Annotated in this window: 26 protein-coding genes, 15 tRNA genes and 2 pseudogenes; 6 read left to right on the forward strand and 37 right to left on the reverse strand. The window is 32.1% G+C overall.

The window, feature by feature from the left end:
- Positions 1-14 precede the first annotated feature (14 nt).
- The 3 genes from ACSVC9_RS11650 to ACSVC9_RS11660 form a co-directional block, all read right to left on the reverse strand.
- On the reverse strand, positions 15-986 hold the full coding sequence (locus ACSVC9_RS11650) for a transketolase family protein (protein ID WP_446897654.1): 972 nt from the start codon (positions 984-986) through the stop codon (positions 15-17).
- A 352-nt stretch (positions 987-1338) separates the two neighbouring features.
- Positions 1339-2178 (reverse strand): transketolase, encoded by an 840-nt coding sequence (locus tag ACSVC9_RS11655; protein WP_446897655.1) that lies wholly within the window; start codon positions 2176-2178, stop codon positions 1339-1341.
- Positions 2179-2200: 22 nt separating this feature from the next.
- Entirely contained in the window at positions 2201-3031 is an 831-nt protein-coding gene (locus tag ACSVC9_RS11660; protein WP_446897656.1) for an N-acyl homoserine lactonase family protein, read from the reverse strand.
- A gap of 235 nt (positions 3032-3266) precedes the next feature.
- On the opposite strand from ACSVC9_RS11660, the pseudogene ACSVC9_RS11665 reads away from it, so the two are divergent.
- Positions 3267-4258: pseudogene (locus ACSVC9_RS11665) on the forward strand (acetyl-CoA C-acetyltransferase).
- Positions 4259-4398: 140 nt separating this feature from the next.
- On the opposite strand, the gene ACSVC9_RS11670 reads toward ACSVC9_RS11665, so the two are convergent.
- The 5 genes from ACSVC9_RS11670 to ACSVC9_RS11690 form a co-directional block, all read right to left on the reverse strand.
- Entirely contained in the window at positions 4399-5097 is a 699-nt protein-coding gene (locus tag ACSVC9_RS11670) for a DUF554 domain-containing protein (protein ID WP_446897657.1), read from the reverse strand.
- 151 nt (positions 5098-5248) lie between these two features.
- A complete protein-coding gene (locus ACSVC9_RS11675) occupies positions 5249-6115 on the reverse strand; it encodes a DMT family transporter (protein WP_446897658.1) in 867 nt (288 codons plus the stop codon).
- A 125-nt stretch (positions 6116-6240) separates the two neighbouring features.
- Positions 6241-7302, reverse strand: coding sequence for a GGDEF domain-containing protein (locus ACSVC9_RS11680; protein ID WP_446897659.1), 1062 nt, complete (start codon positions 7300-7302; stop codon positions 6241-6243).
- A gap of 491 nt (positions 7303-7793) precedes the next feature.
- On the reverse strand, positions 7794-8198 hold the full coding sequence (locus ACSVC9_RS11685; protein WP_446897660.1) for a hemerythrin domain-containing protein: 405 nt from the start codon (positions 8196-8198) through the stop codon (positions 7794-7796).
- A gap of 34 nt (positions 8199-8232) precedes the next feature.
- Complete coding sequence (locus ACSVC9_RS11690) at positions 8233-8568, reverse strand: cupin domain-containing protein (RefSeq protein WP_446897661.1); 336 nt, start codon at positions 8566-8568, stop codon at positions 8233-8235.
- Positions 8569-9168: 600 nt separating this feature from the next.
- On the opposite strand from ACSVC9_RS11690, the gene ACSVC9_RS11695 reads away from it, so the two are divergent.
- The gene (locus ACSVC9_RS11695; protein ID WP_446897662.1) at positions 9169-10464 is read left to right on the forward strand and encodes a hemolysin family protein; all 1296 of its coding nucleotides are present in this window, start codon (positions 9169-9171) and stop codon (positions 10462-10464) included.
- Between the two features lie 67 nt (positions 10465-10531).
- On the opposite strand, the gene ACSVC9_RS11700 is transcribed toward ACSVC9_RS11695, so the two are convergent.
- Genes ACSVC9_RS11700 through ACSVC9_RS11710 form a run of 3 tightly spaced genes read right to left on the reverse strand, consistent with a single transcriptional unit; the run spans position 10532 to position 11938 of the window.
- Positions 10532-10732 carry a hypothetical protein gene (locus ACSVC9_RS11700; RefSeq protein WP_446897663.1) on the reverse strand — a complete coding sequence of 67 codons (201 nt, stop codon included), beginning with the start codon at positions 10730-10732 and terminating at the stop codon, positions 10532-10534.
- A gap of 59 nt (positions 10733-10791) precedes the next feature.
- Entirely contained in the window at positions 10792-11343 is a 552-nt protein-coding gene (locus ACSVC9_RS11705) for a sugar O-acetyltransferase (protein WP_446897664.1), read from the reverse strand.
- A 49-nt stretch (positions 11344-11392) separates the two neighbouring features.
- Positions 11393-11938: a flavodoxin family protein gene (locus tag ACSVC9_RS11710; protein ID WP_446897665.1), complete on the reverse strand. Its 546-nt coding sequence runs from the start codon at positions 11936-11938 to the stop codon at positions 11393-11395.
- A gap of 122 nt (positions 11939-12060) precedes the next feature.
- Here ACSVC9_RS11710 and ACSVC9_RS11715 point away from each other — a divergent pair, with 122 nt between their 5' ends.
- Entirely contained in the window at positions 12061-12402 is a 342-nt protein-coding gene (locus tag ACSVC9_RS11715) for a winged helix-turn-helix transcriptional regulator (RefSeq protein ID WP_446897666.1), read from the forward strand.
- 2 nt (positions 12403-12404) lie between these two features.
- Here ACSVC9_RS11715 and ACSVC9_RS11720 read toward each other — a convergent pair whose 3' ends face one another.
- From ACSVC9_RS11720 to ACSVC9_RS11730, 3 genes are all read right to left on the reverse strand, one after another.
- Positions 12405-12740: a YnfA family protein gene (locus ACSVC9_RS11720; RefSeq protein WP_446897667.1), complete on the reverse strand. Its 336-nt coding sequence runs from the start codon at positions 12738-12740 to the stop codon at positions 12405-12407.
- A gap of 73 nt (positions 12741-12813) precedes the next feature.
- Positions 12814-13038, reverse strand: a complete 225-nt coding sequence (locus ACSVC9_RS11725; protein WP_446897668.1) for a hypothetical protein — start codon at positions 13036-13038, stop codon at positions 12814-12816.
- 665 nt (positions 13039-13703) lie between these two features.
- On the reverse strand, positions 13704-14999 hold the full coding sequence (locus ACSVC9_RS11730; RefSeq protein WP_446897669.1) for an IS30 family transposase: 1296 nt from the start codon (positions 14997-14999) through the stop codon (positions 13704-13706).
- 223 nt (positions 15000-15222) lie between these two features.
- On the opposite strand from ACSVC9_RS11730, the gene ACSVC9_RS11735 reads away from it, so the two are divergent.
- Together ACSVC9_RS11735 and ACSVC9_RS11740 are read left to right on the forward strand one after the other, a co-directional pair.
- Positions 15223-15438 (forward strand): helix-turn-helix transcriptional regulator, encoded by a 216-nt coding sequence (locus ACSVC9_RS11735; protein ID WP_446897670.1) that lies wholly within the window; start codon positions 15223-15225, stop codon positions 15436-15438.
- A gap of 1 nt (position 15439) precedes the next feature.
- On the forward strand, positions 15440-15781 hold the full coding sequence (locus tag ACSVC9_RS11740) for a hypothetical protein (protein ID WP_446897671.1): 342 nt from the start codon (positions 15440-15442) through the stop codon (positions 15779-15781).
- Between the two features lie 204 nt (positions 15782-15985).
- On the opposite strand, the gene ACSVC9_RS11745 is transcribed toward ACSVC9_RS11740, so the two are convergent.
- The 5 genes from ACSVC9_RS11745 to ACSVC9_RS11765 all read right to left on the reverse strand — a co-directional run bounded on the left by ACSVC9_RS11745 (position 15986) and on the right by ACSVC9_RS11765 (position 19252).
- Positions 15986-16093, reverse strand: a complete 108-nt coding sequence (locus tag ACSVC9_RS11745; protein WP_446897672.1) for a phage terminase small subunit-related protein — start codon at positions 16091-16093, stop codon at positions 15986-15988.
- 10 nt (positions 16094-16103) lie between these two features.
- Entirely contained in the window at positions 16104-16235 is a 132-nt protein-coding gene (locus tag ACSVC9_RS11750; protein ID WP_446897673.1) for a hypothetical protein, read from the reverse strand.
- Positions 16236-16415: 180 nt separating this feature from the next.
- A complete protein-coding gene (locus ACSVC9_RS11755; protein WP_446897674.1) occupies positions 16416-17288 on the reverse strand; it encodes a hypothetical protein in 873 nt (290 codons plus the stop codon).
- 582 nt (positions 17289-17870) lie between these two features.
- Positions 17871-18818 (reverse strand): DUF1848 domain-containing protein, encoded by a 948-nt coding sequence (locus ACSVC9_RS11760; RefSeq protein WP_446897675.1) that lies wholly within the window; start codon positions 18816-18818, stop codon positions 17871-17873.
- Positions 18819-18955: 137 nt separating this feature from the next.
- Positions 18956-19252 carry a hypothetical protein gene (locus tag ACSVC9_RS11765; RefSeq protein WP_446897676.1) on the reverse strand — a complete coding sequence of 99 codons (297 nt, stop codon included), beginning with the start codon at positions 19250-19252 and terminating at the stop codon, positions 18956-18958.
- A gap of 151 nt (positions 19253-19403) precedes the next feature.
- Here ACSVC9_RS11765 and ACSVC9_RS11770 point away from each other — a divergent pair.
- Positions 19404-19709 (forward strand): annotated as a pseudogene (locus tag ACSVC9_RS11770) (tyrosine-type recombinase/integrase); the annotation flags it as partial.
- 101 nt (positions 19710-19810) lie between these two features.
- Here the strand turns inward: ACSVC9_RS11770 and ACSVC9_RS11775 are convergent.
- The 18 genes from ACSVC9_RS11775 to rph all read right to left on the reverse strand — a co-directional run bounded on the left by ACSVC9_RS11775 (position 19811) and on the right by rph (position 23176).
- Positions 19811-19887 (reverse strand) — tRNA-Arg (locus tag ACSVC9_RS11775).
- Between the two features lie 37 nt (positions 19888-19924).
- A tRNA-Gly gene (locus ACSVC9_RS11780) sits at positions 19925-19998 on the reverse strand.
- Positions 19999-20025: 27 nt separating this feature from the next.
- Positions 20026-20101: transfer RNA gene (locus ACSVC9_RS11785), tRNA-Pro, on the reverse strand.
- Positions 20102-20108: 7 nt separating this feature from the next.
- A tRNA-Lys gene (locus ACSVC9_RS11790) sits at positions 20109-20184 on the reverse strand.
- Positions 20185-20189: 5 nt separating this feature from the next.
- Positions 20190-20266, reverse strand: a tRNA-Arg gene (locus ACSVC9_RS11795).
- A gap of 6 nt (positions 20267-20272) precedes the next feature.
- Positions 20273-20346 (reverse strand) — tRNA-Gly (locus ACSVC9_RS11800).
- A 4-nt stretch (positions 20347-20350) separates the two neighbouring features.
- Positions 20351-20425: transfer RNA gene (locus ACSVC9_RS11805), tRNA-Gly, on the reverse strand.
- A gap of 25 nt (positions 20426-20450) precedes the next feature.
- Positions 20451-20534 (reverse strand) — tRNA-Leu (locus ACSVC9_RS11810).
- A 118-nt stretch (positions 20535-20652) separates the two neighbouring features.
- Positions 20653-20728: transfer RNA gene (locus ACSVC9_RS11815), tRNA-Lys, on the reverse strand.
- Between the two features lie 4 nt (positions 20729-20732).
- Positions 20733-20807: transfer RNA gene (locus ACSVC9_RS11820), tRNA-Gln, on the reverse strand.
- Between the two features lie 4 nt (positions 20808-20811).
- Positions 20812-20887, reverse strand: a tRNA-His gene (locus tag ACSVC9_RS11825).
- Positions 20888-20894: 7 nt separating this feature from the next.
- Positions 20895-20970, reverse strand: a tRNA-Lys gene (locus ACSVC9_RS11830).
- Positions 20971-20975: 5 nt separating this feature from the next.
- Positions 20976-21052 (reverse strand) — tRNA-Arg (locus ACSVC9_RS11835).
- Between the two features lie 6 nt (positions 21053-21058).
- Positions 21059-21132 (reverse strand) — tRNA-Gly (locus ACSVC9_RS11840).
- Between the two features lie 24 nt (positions 21133-21156).
- Positions 21157-21232: transfer RNA gene (locus tag ACSVC9_RS11845), tRNA-Pro, on the reverse strand.
- Positions 21233-21354: 122 nt separating this feature from the next.
- A complete protein-coding gene (locus tag ACSVC9_RS11850) occupies positions 21355-21825 on the reverse strand; it encodes a metallophosphoesterase (protein ID WP_446897677.1) in 471 nt (156 codons plus the stop codon).
- Positions 21826-21827: 2 nt separating this feature from the next.
- Entirely contained in the window at positions 21828-22430 is a 603-nt protein-coding gene (locus ACSVC9_RS11855; RefSeq protein WP_446897678.1) for an XTP/dITP diphosphatase, read from the reverse strand.
- The gene (rph, locus tag ACSVC9_RS11860) at positions 22430-23176 is read right to left on the reverse strand and encodes a ribonuclease PH (RefSeq protein ID WP_446897679.1); all 747 of its coding nucleotides are present in this window, start codon (positions 23174-23176) and stop codon (positions 22430-22432) included. The genes ACSVC9_RS11855 and rph overlap by 1 nt, the downstream gene beginning before the upstream one ends.
- Between the last annotated feature and the right edge of the window lie 8 nt (positions 23177-23184).

Consider the following 23184-nt stretch of genomic DNA (forward strand, 5'->3'; position numbering starts at 1 on the left):
ATTTATTTTATATATTATTTTCTTGCCACTGCTCTTTTTACTGCTTCAACAATATAATTTGCTGTTAATTGATATCTTTCCGACAAATAATCAATAAACCCAACTTGGCCAAATTCATCATTGACTCCAATCATTTCTATCGGAACTATTTTATTTCTTACAACCACCTCTGAAACTGCTGCCCCTAGCCCATTAATAATATTATGATTTTCAGCTGTTATAATGGCTCCAGTGTCCTCAGCTGCTTTAATAATTGCTTCTTCATCTAAAGGTTTCCATGTAAACATATTTAAAATTCTTACACTAATTCCTTCTTTATTAAGCTTTACCGCTGCTTTCATGGACTCTGCTACACAAAATCCGCTGCAAATAATGGTTGCATCTTTACCTTCCCGAATAAATGAGGCTTTTCCAATTTCAAATTTTGAACTTTCTTCAAAAATTTTAGTACACGACTTGCGGACTAAGCGCATATAATACATACCATAAGTATCTGCCATTTGTTCTATTACCTGTTGCAGCTGAATAATATCTGTAGGTTCTACTACCGTCATGGTGGGGATTAACCTCATAAGCCCCATATCTTCAAACGGCATATGAGTACCACCATTAATCTGAGCAGTAATTCCAGGATCTGATCCAATTACTTTTACATTTGCGTTGGCATATGCACCTGATATAAAGATTTGATCATATGCTCGCCTACTGGCAAATGATCCAAACGTATGTGCAAATGGGATTTTACCAACAATAGACAAGCCTGCTGCAACTCCATACATATTTGCTTCCTGAATTCCACAATCAATTGTTCTTTCCGGAAACCTTTTTTGAAAAGGTTTTGTTCCCATTGCTCCCATAAGATCCGCATCCATAACAACAATCTTCTCATTTTTTGCAGCTAGTTCTATTAATTTATTACAAAATGCATTTCTCATTTCCATTTTTTCAGGACATAATTCTTTTACTATATTAACTGTGACTGTCATATTTGTACCTCCTAAAATACTAACCTTGAGAATAATTCTAAGGCTTTAATTTACCTAGTCTAATAAGGACTATTTCCTTCTAGCGCCAAAATTTCTATCATAGGATTTTATTAACTTTTGTTATGTTTTTAAGTTTTATTAGGTAATAAAAGGAAAATATCTATGCATGAACATCAAGAAAATTTTAATATATTTGAGCTTTTATAGTTATGAAATGTGAAAAGTTTTATAAATTGCTAAATCTTAAAGAGTTTTTCAAAAGATACTTTAATTACGGATGATTTTGATTTATTTATATGGATAAATAATATTTACTTTTTCAGTATTTAATTTTTAATTATTTTCGCATCTATTAAATATTAAGCATTGCTTCTTTCATCTCTGAAACTGCTTCTTCACATTGTTTCTTTGATATATTACAGCAATGACTGCTGGTCTTTCCCTCCATTTCCTTCCACCCATGTGCTTTAATAGTATTTAAAACAATCATTGAAGGTTTTCCTTCTTCTAATTTTGCGTTTATAATAGCATTGTCAATAGCATTTAAGTCATGTCCATCAATATTTTGTGCATACCAACCAAATTGTTCAAACTTAGCAGCGATATTCCCTAGATTCATGATTTCCCCAACTGGTCCATCTAACTGCAATTTATTACTGTCTACAAATCCAATTAAATTATCAAGTTTAAACTGTGATGCAAACATAGCCATCTCCCATACTTGTCCTTCTTGAATTTCACCATCTCCTAGTATAAGAAATACATTATTATCTCTCTTGTTCATCTTAAATCCTATTGCAACTCCTGCAGCTGTTGATGCCCCCTGACCTAACGATCCAGTTGTCATATCTATACCTGGCGTTCTTAGACGATCACAATGACTTGGAAGATTTGTATTAGGTCTGTTCAACGTATTTAATTCTTTCATAGGCATAAAACCTCTTAATGCTAATGCTGAATAAATTGCAGGTCCTGCATGTCCTTTTGAACACACTAACCAGTCTCTATCTCTCCATTTTGGATTCTTAGGATCATGTTTTAACTGTTTTCCATAAAGAACAGCAAGAGTATCCGCAATGGAAAGAGATCCTCCTATATGTCCAGTTCCCAGTTTAGATATCGTCTTCATAGTTTCTATTTGGATTTGTAATGAAAATTTTTGAATATTATTTAGCTTTGTTTCACTTAACATAATTTTGCCTCCCATTTCCTCTTTATTCATAAAAATATGGTGCATGTTTCAAGCTATTAAATTGATCTATATCATGAGGATAAATAATTTTTGCTTTATTATCTTTTTGCAAGCATCTTAGTTTCTCTACCGATTTTCTATAGCCTATACTATCATACAGAATTCCCGGCATTCGAACTGGCGGACCAAAATTTAAAGCGCAGACGCATGAATCGGACGGGAAAATAACTACTCCATTTGACGTGTGAAGTATTAGTCCCATAACTCCTGGTGTATGTCCTGGCAGTAAAATCAAATCAATACCTTCACAAAACTCAATATCTTTTTCAATCAATTCAAACTCTAGATTTCCAAACATATAATTTTTTTTAAAATATGGACACCCTAAAGTCGGCCTTTCTGTTTTAAACACTTCTACCAGACCATTTTGAAAATCCTCCCTACCAGTAACAACTCGTTGTGGAGTGCTTTTTTTAGTAAAAAATCCCAATCCTCCCGAGTGATCCCAGTGCATATGTGAAAGTAAAACAACATTGATATCTTCTACTGTATAACTTAACAATTCTAATTGTTTATCTAAAAATTGATTTCTTTCAATTTCCTGATGAAAAAGCTGATCAAATCCTTCACCTTTACGTTCTCCTTTTCCTTCATCACCTAGATAAGAGCCTGTATCATATAGAATTAATCCTTCGCTTGGATGTTCAATTAGGACTGAATAGGATGGAGCAATCAGCCATTTACCTTTTGGATACTTATTATCTACAGTTCCTGTTACTGGCATTGCTGTATTCCATGCCATATCATTTTCTATAGTTCCATGATTTAAAATTGTATATTTTATACCTTTCATAATTTATTTTTCCCTCCAATATACAGATTTCTTTGTATACATCTTTTAATAATTGTATACTATTTACTTAAATAATATTCTCTTTTGATATATTTGTCAACACAAAATTTATTAGCCCTTTAACTGTTATAAATATTTAGATTTGTAGGAAAGCTATAATTATACTGTTTATAAATTTCTAGTAACAGAATTAAAAATATTCAGTGCATATATAACTAAGAGAGGAGATAAATACATGACAACTAGAGAAGTAGTAATTGCAAATGGAGTAAGAACTCCAGTTGGTAAATTTGGTGGATCTTTAAAAGATATAAGTGCAGCACAGTTAGGGGCTATTGTTATAAAAGAGACACTAAAAAGGGCGGGAATAAGATCCGAAGATGTTGACGAAGTATTGATGGGATGCGTTATTCAGGCAGGACTTGGTCAGAATATAGCAAGACAATGTTCTGTGAAGGCTGGTCTTCCGGTTGAAGTTCCTTCAATGACAATTAACAAAGTATGTGGTTCTGGGCTTAGAACAGTAAGTCTGGCTGCACAAACAATAATCGCAGGGGACAATGATATAGTTGTAGCTGGAGGAACAGAAAACATGTCCCAAGCCCCATTTCTTTTATCTAAAGCAAGATATGGTTATCGTATGGGAGATGGCGTGCTTATTGACTCAATGATACGTGATGCACTTCTTGATATATTCAATGAATACCATATGGGCGTGACAGCTGAAAATGTTGCTACACAATGGGAAATTTCTAGAGAGGAACAGGATGAATTTGCTGCAAAAAGTCAGAATAAAGCAGAAGAAGCCCAAAAACTTGGGAAGTTTAATGAAGAAATCGTTCCTATCACAGTCAAAAACAGGAAGGAAGAGATTATTTTCGACAAACTTGTGGTGTTGATCCTTCAATTATGGGAGTAGGGCCTGTAGGTGCAGTAAAAAAAGCCCTTGAAAAAGCAAATTTATCTATTAATGACATAGATTTGATAGAGGCAAACGAAGCCTTTGCAGCACAGTCTCTAGCTGTTTCAAAGGAATTAGGATTTGACATGAACAAAGTCAATGTAAATGGAGGTGCCATTGCCATAGGTCATCCTGTTGGTGCCTCTGGCGCTAGGATTCTCGTTTCACTTCTCTATGAAATGAAAAAAAGAAATGCAAAATTGGGTCTTGCAACCTTATGCATCGGAGGAGGACAGGGTACTGCACTTATTGTGGAAAGAGACTAATAGTTTGGTCTCCTAAATAACAGAATAGTATAAATATATTAAAGGCAGAAAATTTAAAAACTCTCTGCCTTTTTTACCTATTAATTGAACAAATAGCATTATATTTTTCATTTGATTTGCTACTAATATACTATCATCACTTACTTTAATATTAATGCTGCCATCCAACATAAAATAGGAGTCACAATAATTGCAGGTAAATAATTTGCTACCTTAATTTTAGTAACACCAATTATATTTAATCCAAGTGCTATGATCATCAGAGAGCCTGTACAAGTAATCTCTTCAATAGCTGAGTTAGTTAGAATTGGCTGTAAAAACTGTGCCAGTAAAACAATTGCACCCTGAAATAAGAAAACAAAAGAAGCAGAAAATAATACACCGATACCAAAACTTACAGACAGTATTGTAGACGATATCAAATCAAGTACAGATTTTGTAAAAAGCATTGTATTATCCCCAGTAAGCCCTGCATTTAGTGAACCTACAATAGTCATTGCACCTATACAAAATAAAAGGCTTGCTGTAACAAAACCTTCAGCAACTGAAATGGTGTTATCAGAAGATGTTTTAAAGTGTTTTTCAATCCATTTCCCCAAAATTGTTATCCTTTTGTCAATATCAATCCATGTTCCTATAATAGTACCTATAACAATAGATATTATAAGTACTAGAGTATTTTTACCCTTTAGTGTTCCGGATATTCCAATATAAACAGTACATAAACCTATTCCAACCATAACCGGTTCAGTAATCCTTCTAGGAATTCCTTTTTTAAACAACAAACCGATAATGCTACCTATTATAACAGTCATGGTATTAACAATTACGCCTATCATTCTGTATCCTCCTGTGTATTACATTCAACATAATACTTAGTATTATAACATATATTTCAATATTCCAACGATATATTATGTTTTTTATCACACTTAAATATAAGCCAATACACAGTGGTAATTAAGCATCATACATAATTTATATATTTTCTTAATTACTTTTTAAATTAAATAAAAAAATACTTAAAATTATAATGGTTCCACCGATGAAGGTACCAATATTGGGCATTTCTTTCAACAAAATGAATCCCAACACAGTGGAAAGTAATGGAGTAACAAACATGAAATTAGTTACTTCACTTGTTTTATCAGCCAAAGATATAGCTTTTCCCCAAAGAAAGTAGGCAATCGCACTAGGCATTGCACCGAGATATATGACTGATATGATATTCTCTGGTTCAGCAGTTATTGTCTGAGCTACTCCCTGCATGGAGAAAATTGTCAGCAAAATAGTACCACAAATCATACTGTATGTAACAATTTCTAAGGCTGTATAACCTATGGAAAAAAGCTTTCTATTTAAAATATTATAGCCACAAAAAACAATAGCAGCACCAATTGTCCAAACTAGTCCAATATTAATAGAAAATACACCGTCCCATAATATAAGAATTAGGACACCTACAAAAGCCAGCATGATTGCAAGCCAGCCAAGCTTTTTAATCTTCTCTCCATAAAATCTAGATGCAACCACTGCAGTCATAATGGGAGTAGTTGCAATAATGATGCTGGAGGTTGCAGAGGTCAGCGTTTGTATTCCGGTGTTAAAAGTAATCATATACAAGGTAAAGCCTAAGCCACCGGATAGAAAGAACCAGAAAATATCCTTATTCTGTGGTTTACGGATATGATTGAATATACCGATGACAATCAAAAAAATTGAAGCCACGCTACATCGGATAAAGCCCAGTGAATTTGGGGTATAGTGCATCATGGCTACTTTAGTCAATGGAAAAGCAGATGCCCAAAGAAATACAGTAAATAATGCCATTATATTAATCTTTAATTTTTGATTCATTATTAGATCAACTCCATTTTAAGTTGTTTAACGTCTGCAGGTTCTATGCATTAAATGTAGTTAATCTTTATAAATAAGTGCCTGAACTTCGGATTTCTCAGAAACTTTTAATATCACATTTCACATTACAAAATTTTCTCTTCATTAAATAATGCAACTTTATTTCTTCCGTTGCTTTTAGCCTGATATAAAGCAATATCAGCGCTTTTAAGCAAACTACTAACTTGTTTTGTCAGCTCTGGATACGATGATATTCCAATTGAAATAGTAATATTTATAGTTTTATTACCTAGAATGTAAAAATCATTCTTTTCAACATTCTTTCTCAATTTTTCTGCTATTTTAACGGCCTTAGACGCTGGACAATCTAACAATAATATAGAAAATTCTTCTCCACCATTTCGAGATACAACATCATAAGTTCTACATGTGTCAAGAAAAATATGTGCTAAATCCTTTAATACGCTATCTCCTATGTCATGCCCATAGGTATCATTAATTTCTTTAAAAAAATCAATATCTATAAGAAGTAAGGACAAGTCTTCTTCTTTATGAATAGCTAGCTGAGAAATACTATTAAATTTCTTATTAAATTGTCTCACATTATTTAAACCAGTCAAATAGTCTTTTGCTGCTTCATTTTCCAGTTTTCGGTACATTGCAGCTGTTTCCATTATGCAGTCTGCATATTTAATCGAAATATAGGATACTACTAAATATCCAGGGAAAAATATTGAAAGTGTTTTAATAATCATCCTTACATTTTGCATTGTTGCTAACGTCAAGATAAATAATACTACAACAAAATAAACCATGGAATAGATATATTTGATTTTTTTAGATAATTTTAATAGAGCAATAAGTCCAAATCCAATTCCTACCAGGAAAGCAGCTATTAATCCAAATATTGACGTACTAGAAACTCCCAGAAATAAAAATCGAAAAATACCTATAATGATTGAAGTAACAATTGAACATAGAAATCCACCGTAAAGAGAAGATAATAAAATTGGTATATACCGAAAGTCGATAATTTTGTCATAGGTAATCTGTACGCTATTTATCATTAGTACTATACCTAATATAGCATTAAAAAGCCCTAAAACAATTTTGCTATTTAAAGATAATTTCTGTGAAATAACTTTATCTATGTAAAAATGCTGAAAAAGACTCATAAATGCTATCAAAATACATGCATTCTGGAAAAAGCTCAATACCATAACCTGTCTGGCTCCTCTTTTATGATGGATAAACAATGCTAAAAAGTTATATTATAAAAATTATTGCTTTGCTACATTTATTTAATATTATCATATTTTAAAGCAAAACAAAAAAGAGTTTTTAGGATATCCTACATAAGTTCTTAATACTTCTATTTAGAAGTCCTCATCTGTTCTTTTTTACATTTTAAATTCAAGAGCAACATTGTCTGTAACTAAATGTGTCCATTTTACAAATAAACAAAATAAGCATCCGAGTAAATATCTCAAAATGCTTATTTTATATATTGAGGATTATTATGGTAAATTATCTGGGTTTTACTTTTGTTTTATTTTAGCTTTACACTGTTAAGTATGCATTAATTACAGGTTAAATAAGTGGCTCCAAGCATTAAATCAGGTACCATTACATGATTAGTGATTTTTTATTTATACATATTTCTCATTGATAGCCCTGATTAACCCTGAGGATACAATTCTTTTTCTTCCTTATTCACTCTATTGGCCAATAACTCAAACACTTGTTTTGTCTCTTTATTAAATTTATCTATATTTTTTTTGATTTTACTAGCAGTATTGTACTTTAATTTATAACTCTCATATACTTTAGTAATCTCTTTCATTTCTTCATAATATTTTTTACTAAATGTACTTAATCTTACATCCGAACTTTTTAAAATTTGTGGATACAAATATTTATCTTCATTTAATAAATGTATTTTAAGCTTACCATTAATAGTATTTATACTTTTTACAACTTCATGTATATTTTGCTCTATAGTATGACCTTCAATATTATTTAATATATAGGTAGCTAACTGCATAATTTCACTATGCTGTCTTTTAAAACTTTTCACATCCATTAAGATCACCCCCATCAAAATTATTATTTATTTTCTAATATTTTATAACCGTTAAAAGCATTTTAAATCTTTCACGAGCTTCAAGCCCGTGAGGAATATTAGAAGGCATAATTATTGTTTCACCAGTTTTAACATTAAAAACATTATCACCTACTGTAATTTCAGCTATACCATCTAATATTTGAACCATGGCATCTCCTGAAGTTACATGAGTACTGATGCCTTCACCTTTATCCAATGAAAATAATGTAATATTTGCAGAGGGTATTTGGGCAATAGTTCTACTTATAACCTGGCCTTCTTGATATGATATTAAGCTCTGTAAATTAAGTACTTTTGAAATTTCTATATTTTTAATTAAGTGGCTCATATTCTTACCTCCTTTAGACCTCTTAGTTATAGTATAAATCTATTGATAGTAAAAATACGTATCCCTTGTTACCATTTAGCTAAATATTTCTATAAATAATTCTAAGATATATTTAAAATTAAAAAAGATGACATTCATTTTAATGTCACCTTTTATATTCTATTCTGCCACTTTTCATCAAATGATTTATCTGCTACACGTATTAAAGTTTCTCACCTGCAGTACTTGCTTGAACTTCTTCATCATATATTTTTTATCTATGCCTCCCATATTCCAAGTAATACTATTACATGCAAACATATATTCTATTTCAAGGTAGAATGCGGCTAAACTTTTTAATGGCATTTATGACATAAATCTTTTATAGTAAAAGTTTTAATCATATGATAATATATTTATATTATAAATAAAAAATTTTTTATATTTTAAGGAGGAATATTTAATGCAATCAGAGCCCGACCCGGCGCATACCAATATTACAACATCGCAAGATATCTTAAGTTATATTGGGTCATATATAAATAATTTTCTTATATTTTCAAAATCATCTTTGCCACATAAAAAAATAAATACAATAATATTAAAATGGGGTAAGAATATATGAATATTTTAATAAATACTATTATTGTATTTTTACTGATTTTTATGAATGCTTTTTTTGTGGCTACGGAATTTGTTATGGTAAAAGTTAGAAAATCTAGAATAGAAACATTATCTCTTAAAGGAAACAAAAGTGCCAAGTATGTTTTAGTAGTTATTAAAAATCTAAATTTATATTTATCTGCATGTCAGCTAGGAATAACTTTAGCCTCCTTAGGCTTGGGATGGATTGGAGAACCTACTGTCTCACATATTTTAATACCAATATTTAATTTATTTAATATGCCAGAAAGCGCTATATACTCTATTTCATTTATTTTAGGATTTTCAATTATAACAGCATTTCATATTGTACTTGGTGAACTAGCACCTAAATCATTAGCAATTATAAATACAGAAAAAATAGCTATGTATACAGCATTTCCACTTATAATGTTTTATAAGCTAACATATCCTATAATGTGGATTTTTAACCATAGTACCAATCTAGTCTTGAAAATATTTGGAATTTCACAAAATGACGAGCATGAGGCAGCTCATACTGATGAGGAAATAAAGCTACTAGCTAAAGACAGTTACAAGCACGGTTTAATTGATAAAACTGAGCTAACATTTGTTGATAATATATTTGATTTTTCAGATAAGGATGTAAAAGAAATAATGATGCCTCGTACTGACATGGTATGTATATTTATAGAAGATTCATTTGATGATATTATATCATTTACTTTAAAAAAGCATCTAACCAGATATCCAGTATGTGAAGGCAATAAAGATAATATTATTGGCTTTATACATATTAAAGACTTATATAAGCAAAAGATTGAAGGTAATGATAAAAATATTGAAAATATTATTCGAGAAGTTAAATTTATCCCGGAATTCATGCCAATAGGTAATTTATTAAAAATATTTAAAAGTGAAAAATCACAGATGGCTATAGTTATTGATGAATTTGGAGGTACATCTGGATTAGTAACTATTGAGGATGTACTGGAAGAAATTGTTGGTGAAATACAAGATGAATTTGATAAAGATGAAAATGAAATAAATAAAACTAACGATAATAACTATATTATTAATGGAAAAGTTCCAATAGAAGATATCAACGAACTGTTAAATCTAGATATTGAAGCTGAAAATATTGATACTATTGGTGGATGGATTTATTCACGATTAAAATCATATCCAAAAATAAATGATAATATCACTTATAATGACTATAATTTTATCATACTAAAATGTGACAGGAAAAGAATAAACAAGATATTGGTTAAAAAATTACCTAAAGAATAATTATAAAAATAAAATCTATCTATTAGTATTCTGTATACTAGCAATAGTCTGCTTCAGCTGCACATTTTCATTCTGTGCAGCTGCAAGATCCCGCTGTATTTTGGCAATATATCTTAGCCGGATTTTCTTTCAAATTTTCCAATTGTATTGTCATTTTTTCTATCAGTTCTTTTATATTCTCAAAGGTATCCTTAAAGTTTTGAACATCCTTGGCAGTACTCATATTCTGATTTTCTATCTTTTTCAGCCTGTCAGAATGATCATTCATCCTCTTATCTATTAAAAAAGAGCTTCAGATTTCTCTGGAACTCTTAAACATACGTAAGATTAAATATTTTTAATAACCCTGCATGGATTTCCTGCCGCAATTACATTACATGGTATATCTTTAGTTACCACACTACCTGCCCCTATAGTCACATTATCTCCTATTTTTACTCCCGGACATATTATTGCTCCACCACCAATCCAAACATTATTTCCTATAATAATTGGTTTAGCAAATTCTCTACCGGCAATTCTTTCAGTAGGATTGGTTGGGTGAGTAGCAGTGTAAATTTGAACATTTGGCGCTAGCATTACGTTGTCTCCAATTTTTACCTTATTAACATCAAGTATAGTACAACCATAATTAGCATAAAAATTTTCACCAACTTCAATATTATAGCCATAATCATAATAAAAAGGTACTTCAATATAAAACAAGCCCTTAGCAGTAATAAGCTGTTTCAAGACTTTTCGCCTTTTGTCTTTTTCACTTGGTCTTGAATGATTAAATTCAAAAATTAAATTTCCTGCGTACTCTCTTTCTTTAGTTAGCTCTTCATCACCATCATGGTAAAAATTACCTGATAGCATTTTTTCTTTTTCACTTCTCATAGCATTTTTCCTTCTCCTGTTCATCAGAATTCTATATTTGATTAAGGTTCTATAGGCTTAATCCTAATTCCCTTGCTTTTTCTAACGCATCGGTATTTTTAATGTCCCCTTTATCAATTACACCAGGAACAATCAATTTTCCTATGTCATTCCAACCTCTATTAACAGCAATAAGTTCATAGGATTTAACAATTCCATCAAATTTTTTCTCATCCTTTTCCTCACCACACACCAATAGCATACAATCTTTTATTTTCAAAGGTCTTTGACCTACAATAAAAGAATATAATTTATCAATAGCAGCCTTTATTTTGGTAGGAAACGTGTACAAGTAAAGGGGTGTTGCAAATACAATTAAGTCAGTCTTTTCTAACAACGACGCCAGCTCATTAAAATCATCTTGAAATGAACAGGCTACACCATTGCTAAAGCAAGTATCACAAGCTCTACATCCCTCTATATGTTTATCCGCAGTTTCATATTTAGTTACTTTATGCCCTGATTTAATAGCTCCTTCTATAAAAGAGTCTGCCATTAAATCGCTGTTTCCTCCCTTTCTGGGGCTTACTGTTAAAACCAAAATATTCTTTTTCATAATTTACCTCTCTAAATTTTGTACTTTAATTTTCATTGAATTTTACTAAATTATATAATACAATAGATAAAAAATGAAGTACGTACATTTTGGTTATATACTAACATAAAGGAGAGTATTATATGACAATAGAAGATTGTAGTCCGACTGGTATTAATATCAAAGACACAAATTTTGGTTATACTTTATCACTGATTGGTGGCAAATACAAAATGATTATTTTATATTGGCTTGCTGAATACAAACCAGTAATTCGATATAATGAATTAAAAAGATGCATTGGTACAATTTCACACAAAACTCTAAGCATCAACTTAAAAGAGCTGGAATCAGACAAATTGATTGTACGAACTGAATATCCTCAAATTCCTACAAAGGTTGAATATTCTTTATCCGAAAGAGGTAAATCTCTAATTCCAGTCATTAATATGATGTGTGAATGGGGTGGAAAAAATAGAATATAATTTTATCTTCTTGGAGCATACATAATTACTAATACACCGATTAAAGCAATTACTCCTCCAATCAAATCAAATTTGTCTGGTATTACATTATCTATTTTCCATCCCCATAAGATTGAGAGAACAATAAAAATACCTCCATAGGCTGCATACACTCTTCCGAAATTGTAGCCTGGAGGTTGTAATGTTGGTATTACTCCATAGATTATTAAACTTACAGCCCCTGCCAAACCAAACAATATACTTTTACCATCTCTCATCCATAACCATACAAGGTAACCTCCGCCTATTTCAAATATTCCTGCTAATACAAAATAAAATATTGATTTAAATATTTCCAATGATAATTCTCCTCTAATTTCAAAATAAATGCTTATTTAATGTTACCATATTTTTCTTTGAGGGCAAAACTCCTCAACATTTCTGTTTAGCAACCCACACATGTCCTCTTTCACATTTTAAAATAACACTTTTCCCTTTTAACATTATAACATCAATTGGACTTCCTCCACAGTTCGGACAATCATAGCTATGGTATACAGTTACACAATTTGAGTTTTCACATACAAATAAAGCATCTTTACCGTTTGCTCTATTTATTTTTGTTAATTGCCCTCCACAATATACACATTTTGGCAAAATAAATCACTCCCCTTTTTATGGATAATTCTACATTAAAAGGAGAATTCCTCTATATATTTACAAAAAGTTTCATTTTCTATAATTCTAAATGCCCTCCGATTCTGTTTATACTTTCAGAAGCCACATACTTAGCAGCTATTGTTATGGCAATGTTCTTTTTCATACTTTATTCTAAAAACAAAAGCCACAGGAATAATACTCATTATCTTTATATTAATTTTACCTTAAAACAGATTACAAATCTAGTAATATCAATGGATTATCCAAAATAGCTCCATTATCATAGATAGACTAAATATAAGTATACTTGTCATTATGACAAGTATACTTGACATATATATTTCTTCATGATACCATTTAATTGATGGAGGTTTAATTGAAAGATGAGATGCCACTTTGTAAAACGAAAAACTATGTTTGTAATTTAAAACTTAATCCTTGTAAATGAAACGCAGTTTTTGTAACCTAAAGTCCAGTTTTGTAAGCGAAGAGCCACATTTGTAATTCAAATGCTGTTTGATTTCTCTTCATTTCTGGTGTATGATTGTGAAAAATAAGCATGCCAAATGGAGGTCAACTCCCTCTCGATTTTTTTGTAATCGGAGAATCCACCCCTGAATCTTTGGTCAGATAATAGGTTGGCGGCACTGATTATTTAAAGGTTACTTTTTAAGAAGAGCTGGTTTTAGCATGATATCTCCGGCGGCAACCGGATAACATCCAAATTTATGCAAAACCTCTTCTCCGTGGTAAAAGCTGAATGTTTCGTACGGACTGCGTTTATTCAGCTTTTTTCTTTTGTAGGAATTAATATGATTCATCATCAGATTGATATCATCCTGTGTAAGGTCATTAAAGCTACTACCTTTTGGAAGAACCCGACGAATCAATTCATGGTTTACTTCGATAGCACCTTTTTGATAAGGACTACCTGCATCGCAATAAAATATATGTGTACGCAAAAATGGAAATTTATCCCGATATTCAATGGCTTTTGGGTTGGAAAACTCACTCCCGTTGTCTGTAAGAATGACAGGAAATAACTCTGAAAACAATTCCTGGCCAAGTATCTTATCAAGATGATTAAATACATCAGTAACAGACTTTGAAGTGTTGGCATCCCTCAGAGACGCAAGCATCAGGCTGCAATCAACAAAGTGAATAGTTAAAAGACATTTACCGCCCTTGACTCCCATGACAGAATCCATCTGCACAATTGCAGTATCAGTATTCTTGTTAATAAAGGTTTCAAAATATTTGTAGTTGCGGCTAATGCGGCAGCCTTTATCCACCTTGAACTCCGGCTTTTTATAGCGTTCACGAAATCTTACTTTTCGTGGAAGGTCGATATTTCTAATATCAAAAAGACAGGCATCAATATAGTTATAAATGGTCTTTTCACTACACATCAACTCATCCTGATGATTAATGTAAATCTGATTGACAGACTGCCCATTTTGAATGAGTGGTGAAATTATACGATTCAATCTGCTAATTTCATTTTCAGAAACGCAAAGACCACTTCTAGAGTTAGAAATCTTCTCGTGAGCTTTGATGTGAGCATGTTCAGCATCATAGATACTTTTCATGAGAGTGCATTTGCCAATGGCTTCACAGCCATTGCAGACATAAGGAACACGATATTTTGCAGTACATATTTCTTCTATGTACTCTTTGCAGTTCGTGTTACAGGAAGAGCATAGTTTACAATAGGTTACAGATTTCCTGCTACAGTCCTTTCCACAAATGCTTTTTAATCTACAGTTAAAGCGATTCTTGCAAGCGTTAAATGGAAATCCAGGATAGCCTGTTGCTACTTCAGAACTGTATTTACGAACTTCTCTGGAAATAGTGGTTGGATCTTTTCCCATACGGCGAGCGATTTCTTTAAATGAAAGGCCTTCCTTTAGGTACTTTTGCAAATCTAATCTCGCTTCATAAATAAAAAACTTTGACATATATCCTCCATTTCTGCCGTCAACTAATAAAGGATATATGAAATTATAACAATTAGCAAATAAAAAGACTGGCTAATCGCCAATCTTCTGCAATCCAAGATGCAACCACATATTATAAATATTTATTTTTGTATGGATTATGTGAAACTGGAATCGCAAGAGTTGCAATTTAATTTACAATTGAGGTTTAATTGATGGAGGTTTAATTGATGGAGGTGTTACCTTGAATAATAAGACAAAATTAAACAATCATTTAAAAGTTGCCCGAGCTGAACTCAATATTTCTCAAGAACAGCTTGCAAATATGGCTGGAGTAAGTCGGCAAACAATAAGTTCCATAGAAACTGGTCAATACTGTCCAACTGCTAAATTAGCACTAATTCTTTCACAGTGTTTGCAAAAAAATTTTGAAGATCTATTCTATTTAGAGGAGGAATAAAATGTTTAAAAGAAATAACAAACAAGGTAAAAACACCCTCTTTTACGGTGTTGTAGATGAGAGGACAAAAAACATTGTATATCAAGGAGATGCTTACGCTGGCAGATTTATGTTATTTGCAGTTCTTATAGATGGATTCATAAGAGGATTACATTTAAGCAATACACTTATAGCCTCAAATTGGGATCTACTGTTAATCGTAATAATTGGAGGTTTAATATCGACAATTTATCAAATTAAAAGTAAAATTATTTCTTACCCTTCTTTTGCTCGTGGCTTTATTTTCATTATGTTATTTACTGCATTTATTTCAATTTTAATAATATCTCTTTTTTCAACATAAAAAAGAAACACATAAGATATTTAAATTCAATGTAGTTGCTATAATATTTTACATGGCAACTACATTATTTATATTCCCCACTTCTCTTTCAAAAGACAGTTAAAAAAATCTTAACCATACCTTCATGGCTAAATAAAATAGCTGAAGAAAAAAAGATTAATTTTTATCAGGTTTTACAATCTGCATTAAAAAATCAACTCAATATTAAAAACTAACAGAGTGGATAAATTCCACTCTGTTTTCAACATTTCCGCCGTTCTCTTTGTATATCTCAAATGCCTTGTCTCTGTTCGGGCTCTTCTGTCTTGACACCTCTACATTGTCACCACTCTAATAGAAAATATTTTTTCTCTTTACCTGATACATTCTGAAAATTTGCTTCTGAAACATTCATACTTATCTTACCTACATTTATAAAATCTGCAGTAATAATATCAAGTTTACCTGTATTCAATAAATAATCAATTATACCAGAATATCTTGTATTTGATGCTGTAGTTTCTTGTTTATTATTTGGCTTGCTTCTTATCAGTATTCTGTGAACTATTACATCTTATCAAAATTACATTAGCTAATATACAACAATATGTAAAAAGGCAAGGTACTGGACTGCTTATATTTATGATTTTAGAAACTAAAACCTCATTTGTTCTGTTCCACTCTGTTTTACTTGAATTACTTTTTTTATATTAAAAACTTCTTTAATTTTCTCATTAAACTCATCTAAATAAGTTTCTATTTCTAATTCTACTATAATAGTCGTTTTAGCGTTTATTGATATGTCACCAGAGTGAATTTTATTTACAAAATTTCTATCATCTACAACCGCTTTAATAGATTTATTTCTCAATGGATATATAAGCTCCCATTGTGAATTTCCAGTTAAATCAGGCTTTTTAATGTATAACTCCACTTGAGTTATATTTTTTACAACCCTTTCTTGTGTTATTGAATCTAATGAAACCTCTTTAATCATATTCTCAAACTCAGGTTTTTCAATTAAAATCTTTTTTTCGTTATCCTGCTTTATAGCAAAAGATTCTCTATCACAGTTGGAAAATATTTTTGATATCATCCTATCACTATCTTCACTATAAAGATTATATGTATTTACATTAACTTCTATTTTATCACAAGTACAGTTTTCTATTTTCACAACCTCACCACCACTATCAACACTTTTAGGCGGTTCTCCTTTTAAATGTTTTTTTATATTTAATAAACCAACTACTGAATCTATACAAGTTTTAGCTAGGTTAATACTCTGTGAAGTAATCAATGTTGGAACAATTCCAGCTAAAGCTTGTAATTCAATTTCAAAACTTCCCCTTTGTGTACCTTTAACATTTATTTTTATAAAAGCATCTTCTTGGTCCTTATTAATAACATAATTTATTAGTTCTAATGTTGACTCAAGCGTACTAAGCAGTGTTTTTATTTCAATTTCATTTTCTCCACCAAAACATATACTAAAATCTGACGTACTTTTATTATTTATCTGTAGCATATAGCTCCCCCATTTCTATATATTTTATTCTACATTTTTCCTTATTTCCCTTCATGTAAAACAAAATAAGCACCCTAAACAACGGATGTCTATTAAAAGGAGATCTATCAAATTATTGTCTAATGGCGGTTGCATTTAATTTTATCGTGCCCTGCAACCACAGACACCAGTTTGGTAATTACCATTTCTTTTTTCCATGTATGTAAATCTATTATTTTCGTTTCCTCTAAGGTATTTCCTTAGGACACTTATTATGATATAGGTTTTATGTTACAGCTTAACGTCATATTGATTAACTATTTATTTAATTTTTTAAGATCTTATAAACAATATGAATAAGACAACAACATTAACTCAGGTGCCGTTACACAAATATAGGAATTTTATATTTATGGTTTCCCGTATTGGCAGAGGCATTAGGAGTTGAAAACAGAACCAATAATTTTGGAGACCACTACTCTACCAATTGAGCTATACCCTTACCAGTTTCACATTGTTAAAAAGCTTGTAGGTTCTCATAAATGGTTAAGCAGTTGCCTTGTAACCCCCTACTGCCCTACAATATTATTCCATCTTACTGCATCATGTATTATTTAAAAAATTTTCCTGAATTTGATTACATTTAAAGCTAGTAATTCTTCGTTCTGTAACATTATCCTTAACTCCAAGAGTACCAATAAGCAATGCAGATTTATTATCATGTAATCCAACTTGTTTTTTTACTCTTTCTTTATTAAAATTAGCATAGCAATACAAGCATCCGTGTTTACATGTATTATATTCTCCTATATCTATACTTTTTACACATCCGCAAACTTCTCTCTGATTTGGATCTTTCTCCACATTTAAATTGCAATCTATAACTTTAGATATTAATTTATCATCAATACATTTACCATGTTCAATATTATATCCTTCTAAATCTATTCCTTCAGAACAAGATTTCATTTTAAGGTTATATTTAGTAGCTATATTTGATAAATTATATGCTATTTCTCTCATATCTTCTTTTTCTAATTGTTTTACATTTATGTTCTTCATATTACGTTCAGTTTTTTTGTATAAATCTAAAAAACTTATAACACATTCATCTGTGTATTTATACAATTTATCAGCTAGGTACTCAAAGCATTTATAGTGATATTGTTTAGTAAAGATATCTGTTAAAATTATAGGATCATATCTCCATATCACTTTTTCTTTTCCTATTTTATTAGATAATTCTTTAAACGTCTTTATTAGATAACTCTTCTTTATTACATTTGTTTCTAAAGTTCTGCTATAGGAAGTTAAAGTAAATTGAAAATAATATTTATAATTTTCAATTTCACCAAGTCTTTTTAGCATAGGCCTTGGGTTTTTTGTCCAAAAAACTATACAATCTATTTTTTCAGGTTCTAAACTTACCTTGCTTATTTGATGTATATTTATTGGGTTTCTTACTAATAGATATCCTGCTCTTATTCTATTAAAAAACCATTTACTATAAAAAGCAGGAATATCTGTTCGTCTACTTGCACTTATTATCAAAATTCTCACCCTTTCATTTCGAAAGCCTTAATGCTCTGCCCTCTATATAAGAAATTTTAAAGATTGGTCATCTGTTTAATAATTTTATACAGTTAGATAAACAATTTTTACCTTTTTATTTAAATGTATCACCTTGCTCATTTTAATGTAAGTAAATATTGATTTATACCCTCATATTCATATGAGGGTATATGGCTTATTATGGCTATGTTGTCCCATTGTATTTTAGATATTGTATCTTTACCTATTTTATATCCATGCGTATCAATCATTATAGAAATTAAATCGCATAGTCTTTCTATATCAGAATTATTCTTAGCCCTTAAAGATGCCGCTATATATATTTTTCCCTCTTTAAACTCAGTATTAGAAAATATATTTTGAACTTTTTTAAATTCTTGTTCCTTAAATTCTCCGATAGATTTAGGAAACATAGTAATATTATATAAATCACTAACTTTATCCGTTTCGCATATATCTTGTTGTAATAAATTGCAATTATCATCTCCTAAAACTTCTTTATAATTCTAATTATTAGAAGAACATAAATCAAAATAACAGTGAAAAAAGTCCACAGCTGTGGATTATATTGATAATAATTTTGTATTCTGCAGCATACACGGTAAATATTTGGACAGCAGTAATGTACGTAAAAGATTTAAAAGAATACTTAATAAAATGGGATTACAAGATAGGAAATTTCATGATTTGAGGCACACTTTTGCTACCAGGTTATTTGAATTAGGTGAAGAACCAAAAACAGTCCAGGAATTACTTGGTCATAGCAATATATCAACCACATTGGATATTTACACTCATGTACTGGAAGGCATGAAGAAAAAAGCAGCATCTAAATTAAATGATCTGTATAAATTTATGGGGGCAAAATAGTTCCCTTTTATTTTTGAAAATCTATAAGGGGCAAAAAAGAGGGCAAATTTTATTTTCAGGCAAAATAAAAAACACTACAATTTAGTGTTATCAGTACTTTATGGTGCACCCAGGGAGACTCGAACTCCCGGCCTCTGGATTCGAAGTCCATCACTCTATCCAACTGAGCTATGGGTGCTCTAAGTATAATTTCAAAATTATCCTGTAAATACAAATGGAGCGGGTGAAGGGAATCGAACCCTCATAACTAGCTTGGAAGGCTAGCACTCTACCACTGAGTTACACCCGCATGTATATACATGTGTATATCGATTTATGGTCGGGGTGACAGGGATTGAACCTGCGACCTCATGGTCCCAAACCACGCGCGCTCCCATCTGCGCCACACCCCGAATATAATGGTGCGCCATCGGGGACTCGAACCCCGGGCAACCTGATTAAGAGTCAGATGCTCTACCAACTGAGCTAATGGCGCCTAAATGGTGCGTCTTAAGGGATTCGAACCCCCGGCCCACGGCTTAGAAGGCCGTTGCTCTATCCAACTGAGCTAAAGACGCATACCTTGGAGCGGGTGAAGGGAATCGAACCCTCATAACTAGCTTGGAAGGCTAGCACTCTACCACTGAGTTACACCCGCAAAATGGAGCGGAAGACGAGATTCGAACTCGCGACGTTCACCTTGGCAAGGTGACGCTCTACCACTGAGCCACTCCCGCTCATCTAAAATACTAATTAAATAAATGGTGCAGGTGAAGGGAGTCGAACCCCCACGCCATAGGCGCTAGATCCTAAGTCTAGTGCGTCTGCCAATTCCGCCACACCTGCATGTATAAAAATTTAAATTATTAACTAAATTATTTTATAACATAAACTCAATATATCTGTATATACTTTAGACATACTACCATAAAACAGCTTATAATTCAAGTAGTACATAAATCATTGGTGGCTCACCGGGGAATCGAACCCCGGACAACATGATTAAAAGTCATGTGCTCTACCAACTGAGCTAGTGAACCAAACTGGCTGGGATGGCAGGATTTGAACCTACGAATGATGGAGTCAAAGTCCATTGCCTTACCACTTGGCTACACCCCAACTTTGGGGTGGACGATGGGATTCGAACCCACGACAACCAGAACCACAATCTGGCGCTCTACCAACTGAACTACGTCCACCACATAATGGTGCGCCATCGGGGACTCGAACCCCGGGCAACCTGATTAAGAGTCAGATGCTCTACCAACTGAGCTAATGGCGCCTAAATGGTGCGTCTTAAGGGATTCGAACCCCCGGCCCACGGCTTAGAAGGCCGTTGCTCTATCCAACTGAGCTAAAGACGCATACCTTGGAGCGGGTGAAGGGAATCGAACCCTCATAACTAGCTTGGAAGGCTAGCACTCTACCACTGAGTTACACCCGCATATATAATGTTTATATCAATTTATGGTCGGGGTGACAGGGATTGAACCTGCGACCTCATGGTCCCAAACCACGCGCGCTCCCATCTGCGCCACACCCCGAAATCAATAAATCTTTCGTATCAATATACGAAAGCTTTCCAAACACTCAACAACATAAAATATTCTACACGATATAATTGAATTCGTCAATAGCTATTTTTGTTTTTTTAGACTTTTTCAATTTAAATTCTCGTTATGCTGGGAATTATCATTCCATTTTTTACATCTATTACAGCCACACTATTAACTCCATCTCTGGATAAATACGGACTTCCAGGATTGATAAACCATATTCCATCATCATAAGCTATCTTAGATATATGAGTATGTCCAAACAAAACAACATCTGCATCTAGTTCCATGGCTTTATATTTTAATCTGGATATACCATGTTTAACATCGTATCTATGTCCATGAGTTATAAAGAATCTTTTGCCTTCTATTATTTCCACTCTTTCACTTGGTACACTTACTGAAAAATCACAATTTCCACTAACATTGATTATTTTTCCTCTGTATAATTTTTCTATAATATTTACATCCTGCACATTATCACCTAAATGAATAACTAAATCCGGATTATAAAATGCCTCAATTGCTTTTTTAATAACCGCTATATATCTATGTGTATCACTTATTACCCCTATTCTCAAGCTCAGCCCTCCTTTATGAAGTTATTAATTTTATCTGCCAAAGCCTTCAGAGCTTTCGCTCTATGGCTTATTGAGTTTTTTAACTCAGGAGGCATCTGGGCAAATGTCATTTTATATTCAGGTACATAAAACAATGGATCATATCCAAAATTATTTTGTCCAAATTCTTTATGAGCTACTATTCCTTCAACTTCTTCGATCACTTTCAATATCATATCATTTTCAAAAATAACAACCATTGCACATATAAACTTTGCTTTCCTGTCCTCTTCACTTTTTCCTTCCAACAGCTTCAACAATTTTTCATTGTTCTTTTTGTCATTACCATGTTCTCCACAAAATCTAGCAGAGTATATACCCGGTGCGCCATTTAGTCCCTTCACCATAATACCAGAATCATCTGCAAGTACTGTCCCCCCTGATATGTCATGTATCTGTTTGGCCTTTTTATAAGCATTTTCCATAAATGTATTTCCATCCTCTATAATTTTTACATTTATACCTGCTTGTTCCATAGAAATTACATCAATACAGTATTTAGAAAATATTTGTTTTATTTCTCTAATCTTATTTTTATTGTTGCTAGCAACTATCAATTTTCCCATTACTCTCCACCCGTTCCTATCCATAGAGAATCCATCTTCAAACTTTCTTTCTGGGCATGAATCATATTTTTTATTCCCTTTTCTCCCATAGCAAGCAACTCATTCAAATCCTCTCTTGAGAATGGATTTTGTTCACCTGTACCCTGTATTTCTACAAACTTTCCTGTATCTGTCATCACAATATTCATATCAACTTGAGCCTTTGAATCTTCTACATAGCATAAATCCAAAAGTTTAATCTTATTCACTATTCCTACACTAACAGCACTTACAAAATCTCTAATAGGATATATTTTAAATGGACTATGCTTATGGAGATTATTTACAGCATCAACCAGTGCTACAAAAGCACCTGATATAGAAGCTGTCCTTGTCCCCCCATCCGCCTGTATTACATCACAATCAATCCATATGGTTTTTTCTCCAATAGCTTTCAAATCTACAACTGATCTAAGTGCTCTACCTATCAATCTCTGTATTTCCATAGTTCTTCCATCAATTTTCCCTCTTGATATATCTCTTATCTTTCTTACTTGCGTGGCTCTTGGAAGCATATTATACTCACTAGTAATCCAGCCCTCGTTTTTCCCTTTTAAGAATGGCGGAACTCTATCATCTATAGATGCAGTACATATAACCTTGGTATCACCAGTTTCTATAAGCACTGACCCCTCAGCATATTTAGTATAATGTCTTGTTATCTTTATTGGCCTTATCTGGTCATTTTTTCTACCATCAACTCGCATATTTTACC

The organism is Clostridium sp. LBM24168 (genome assembly GCF_052953915.1).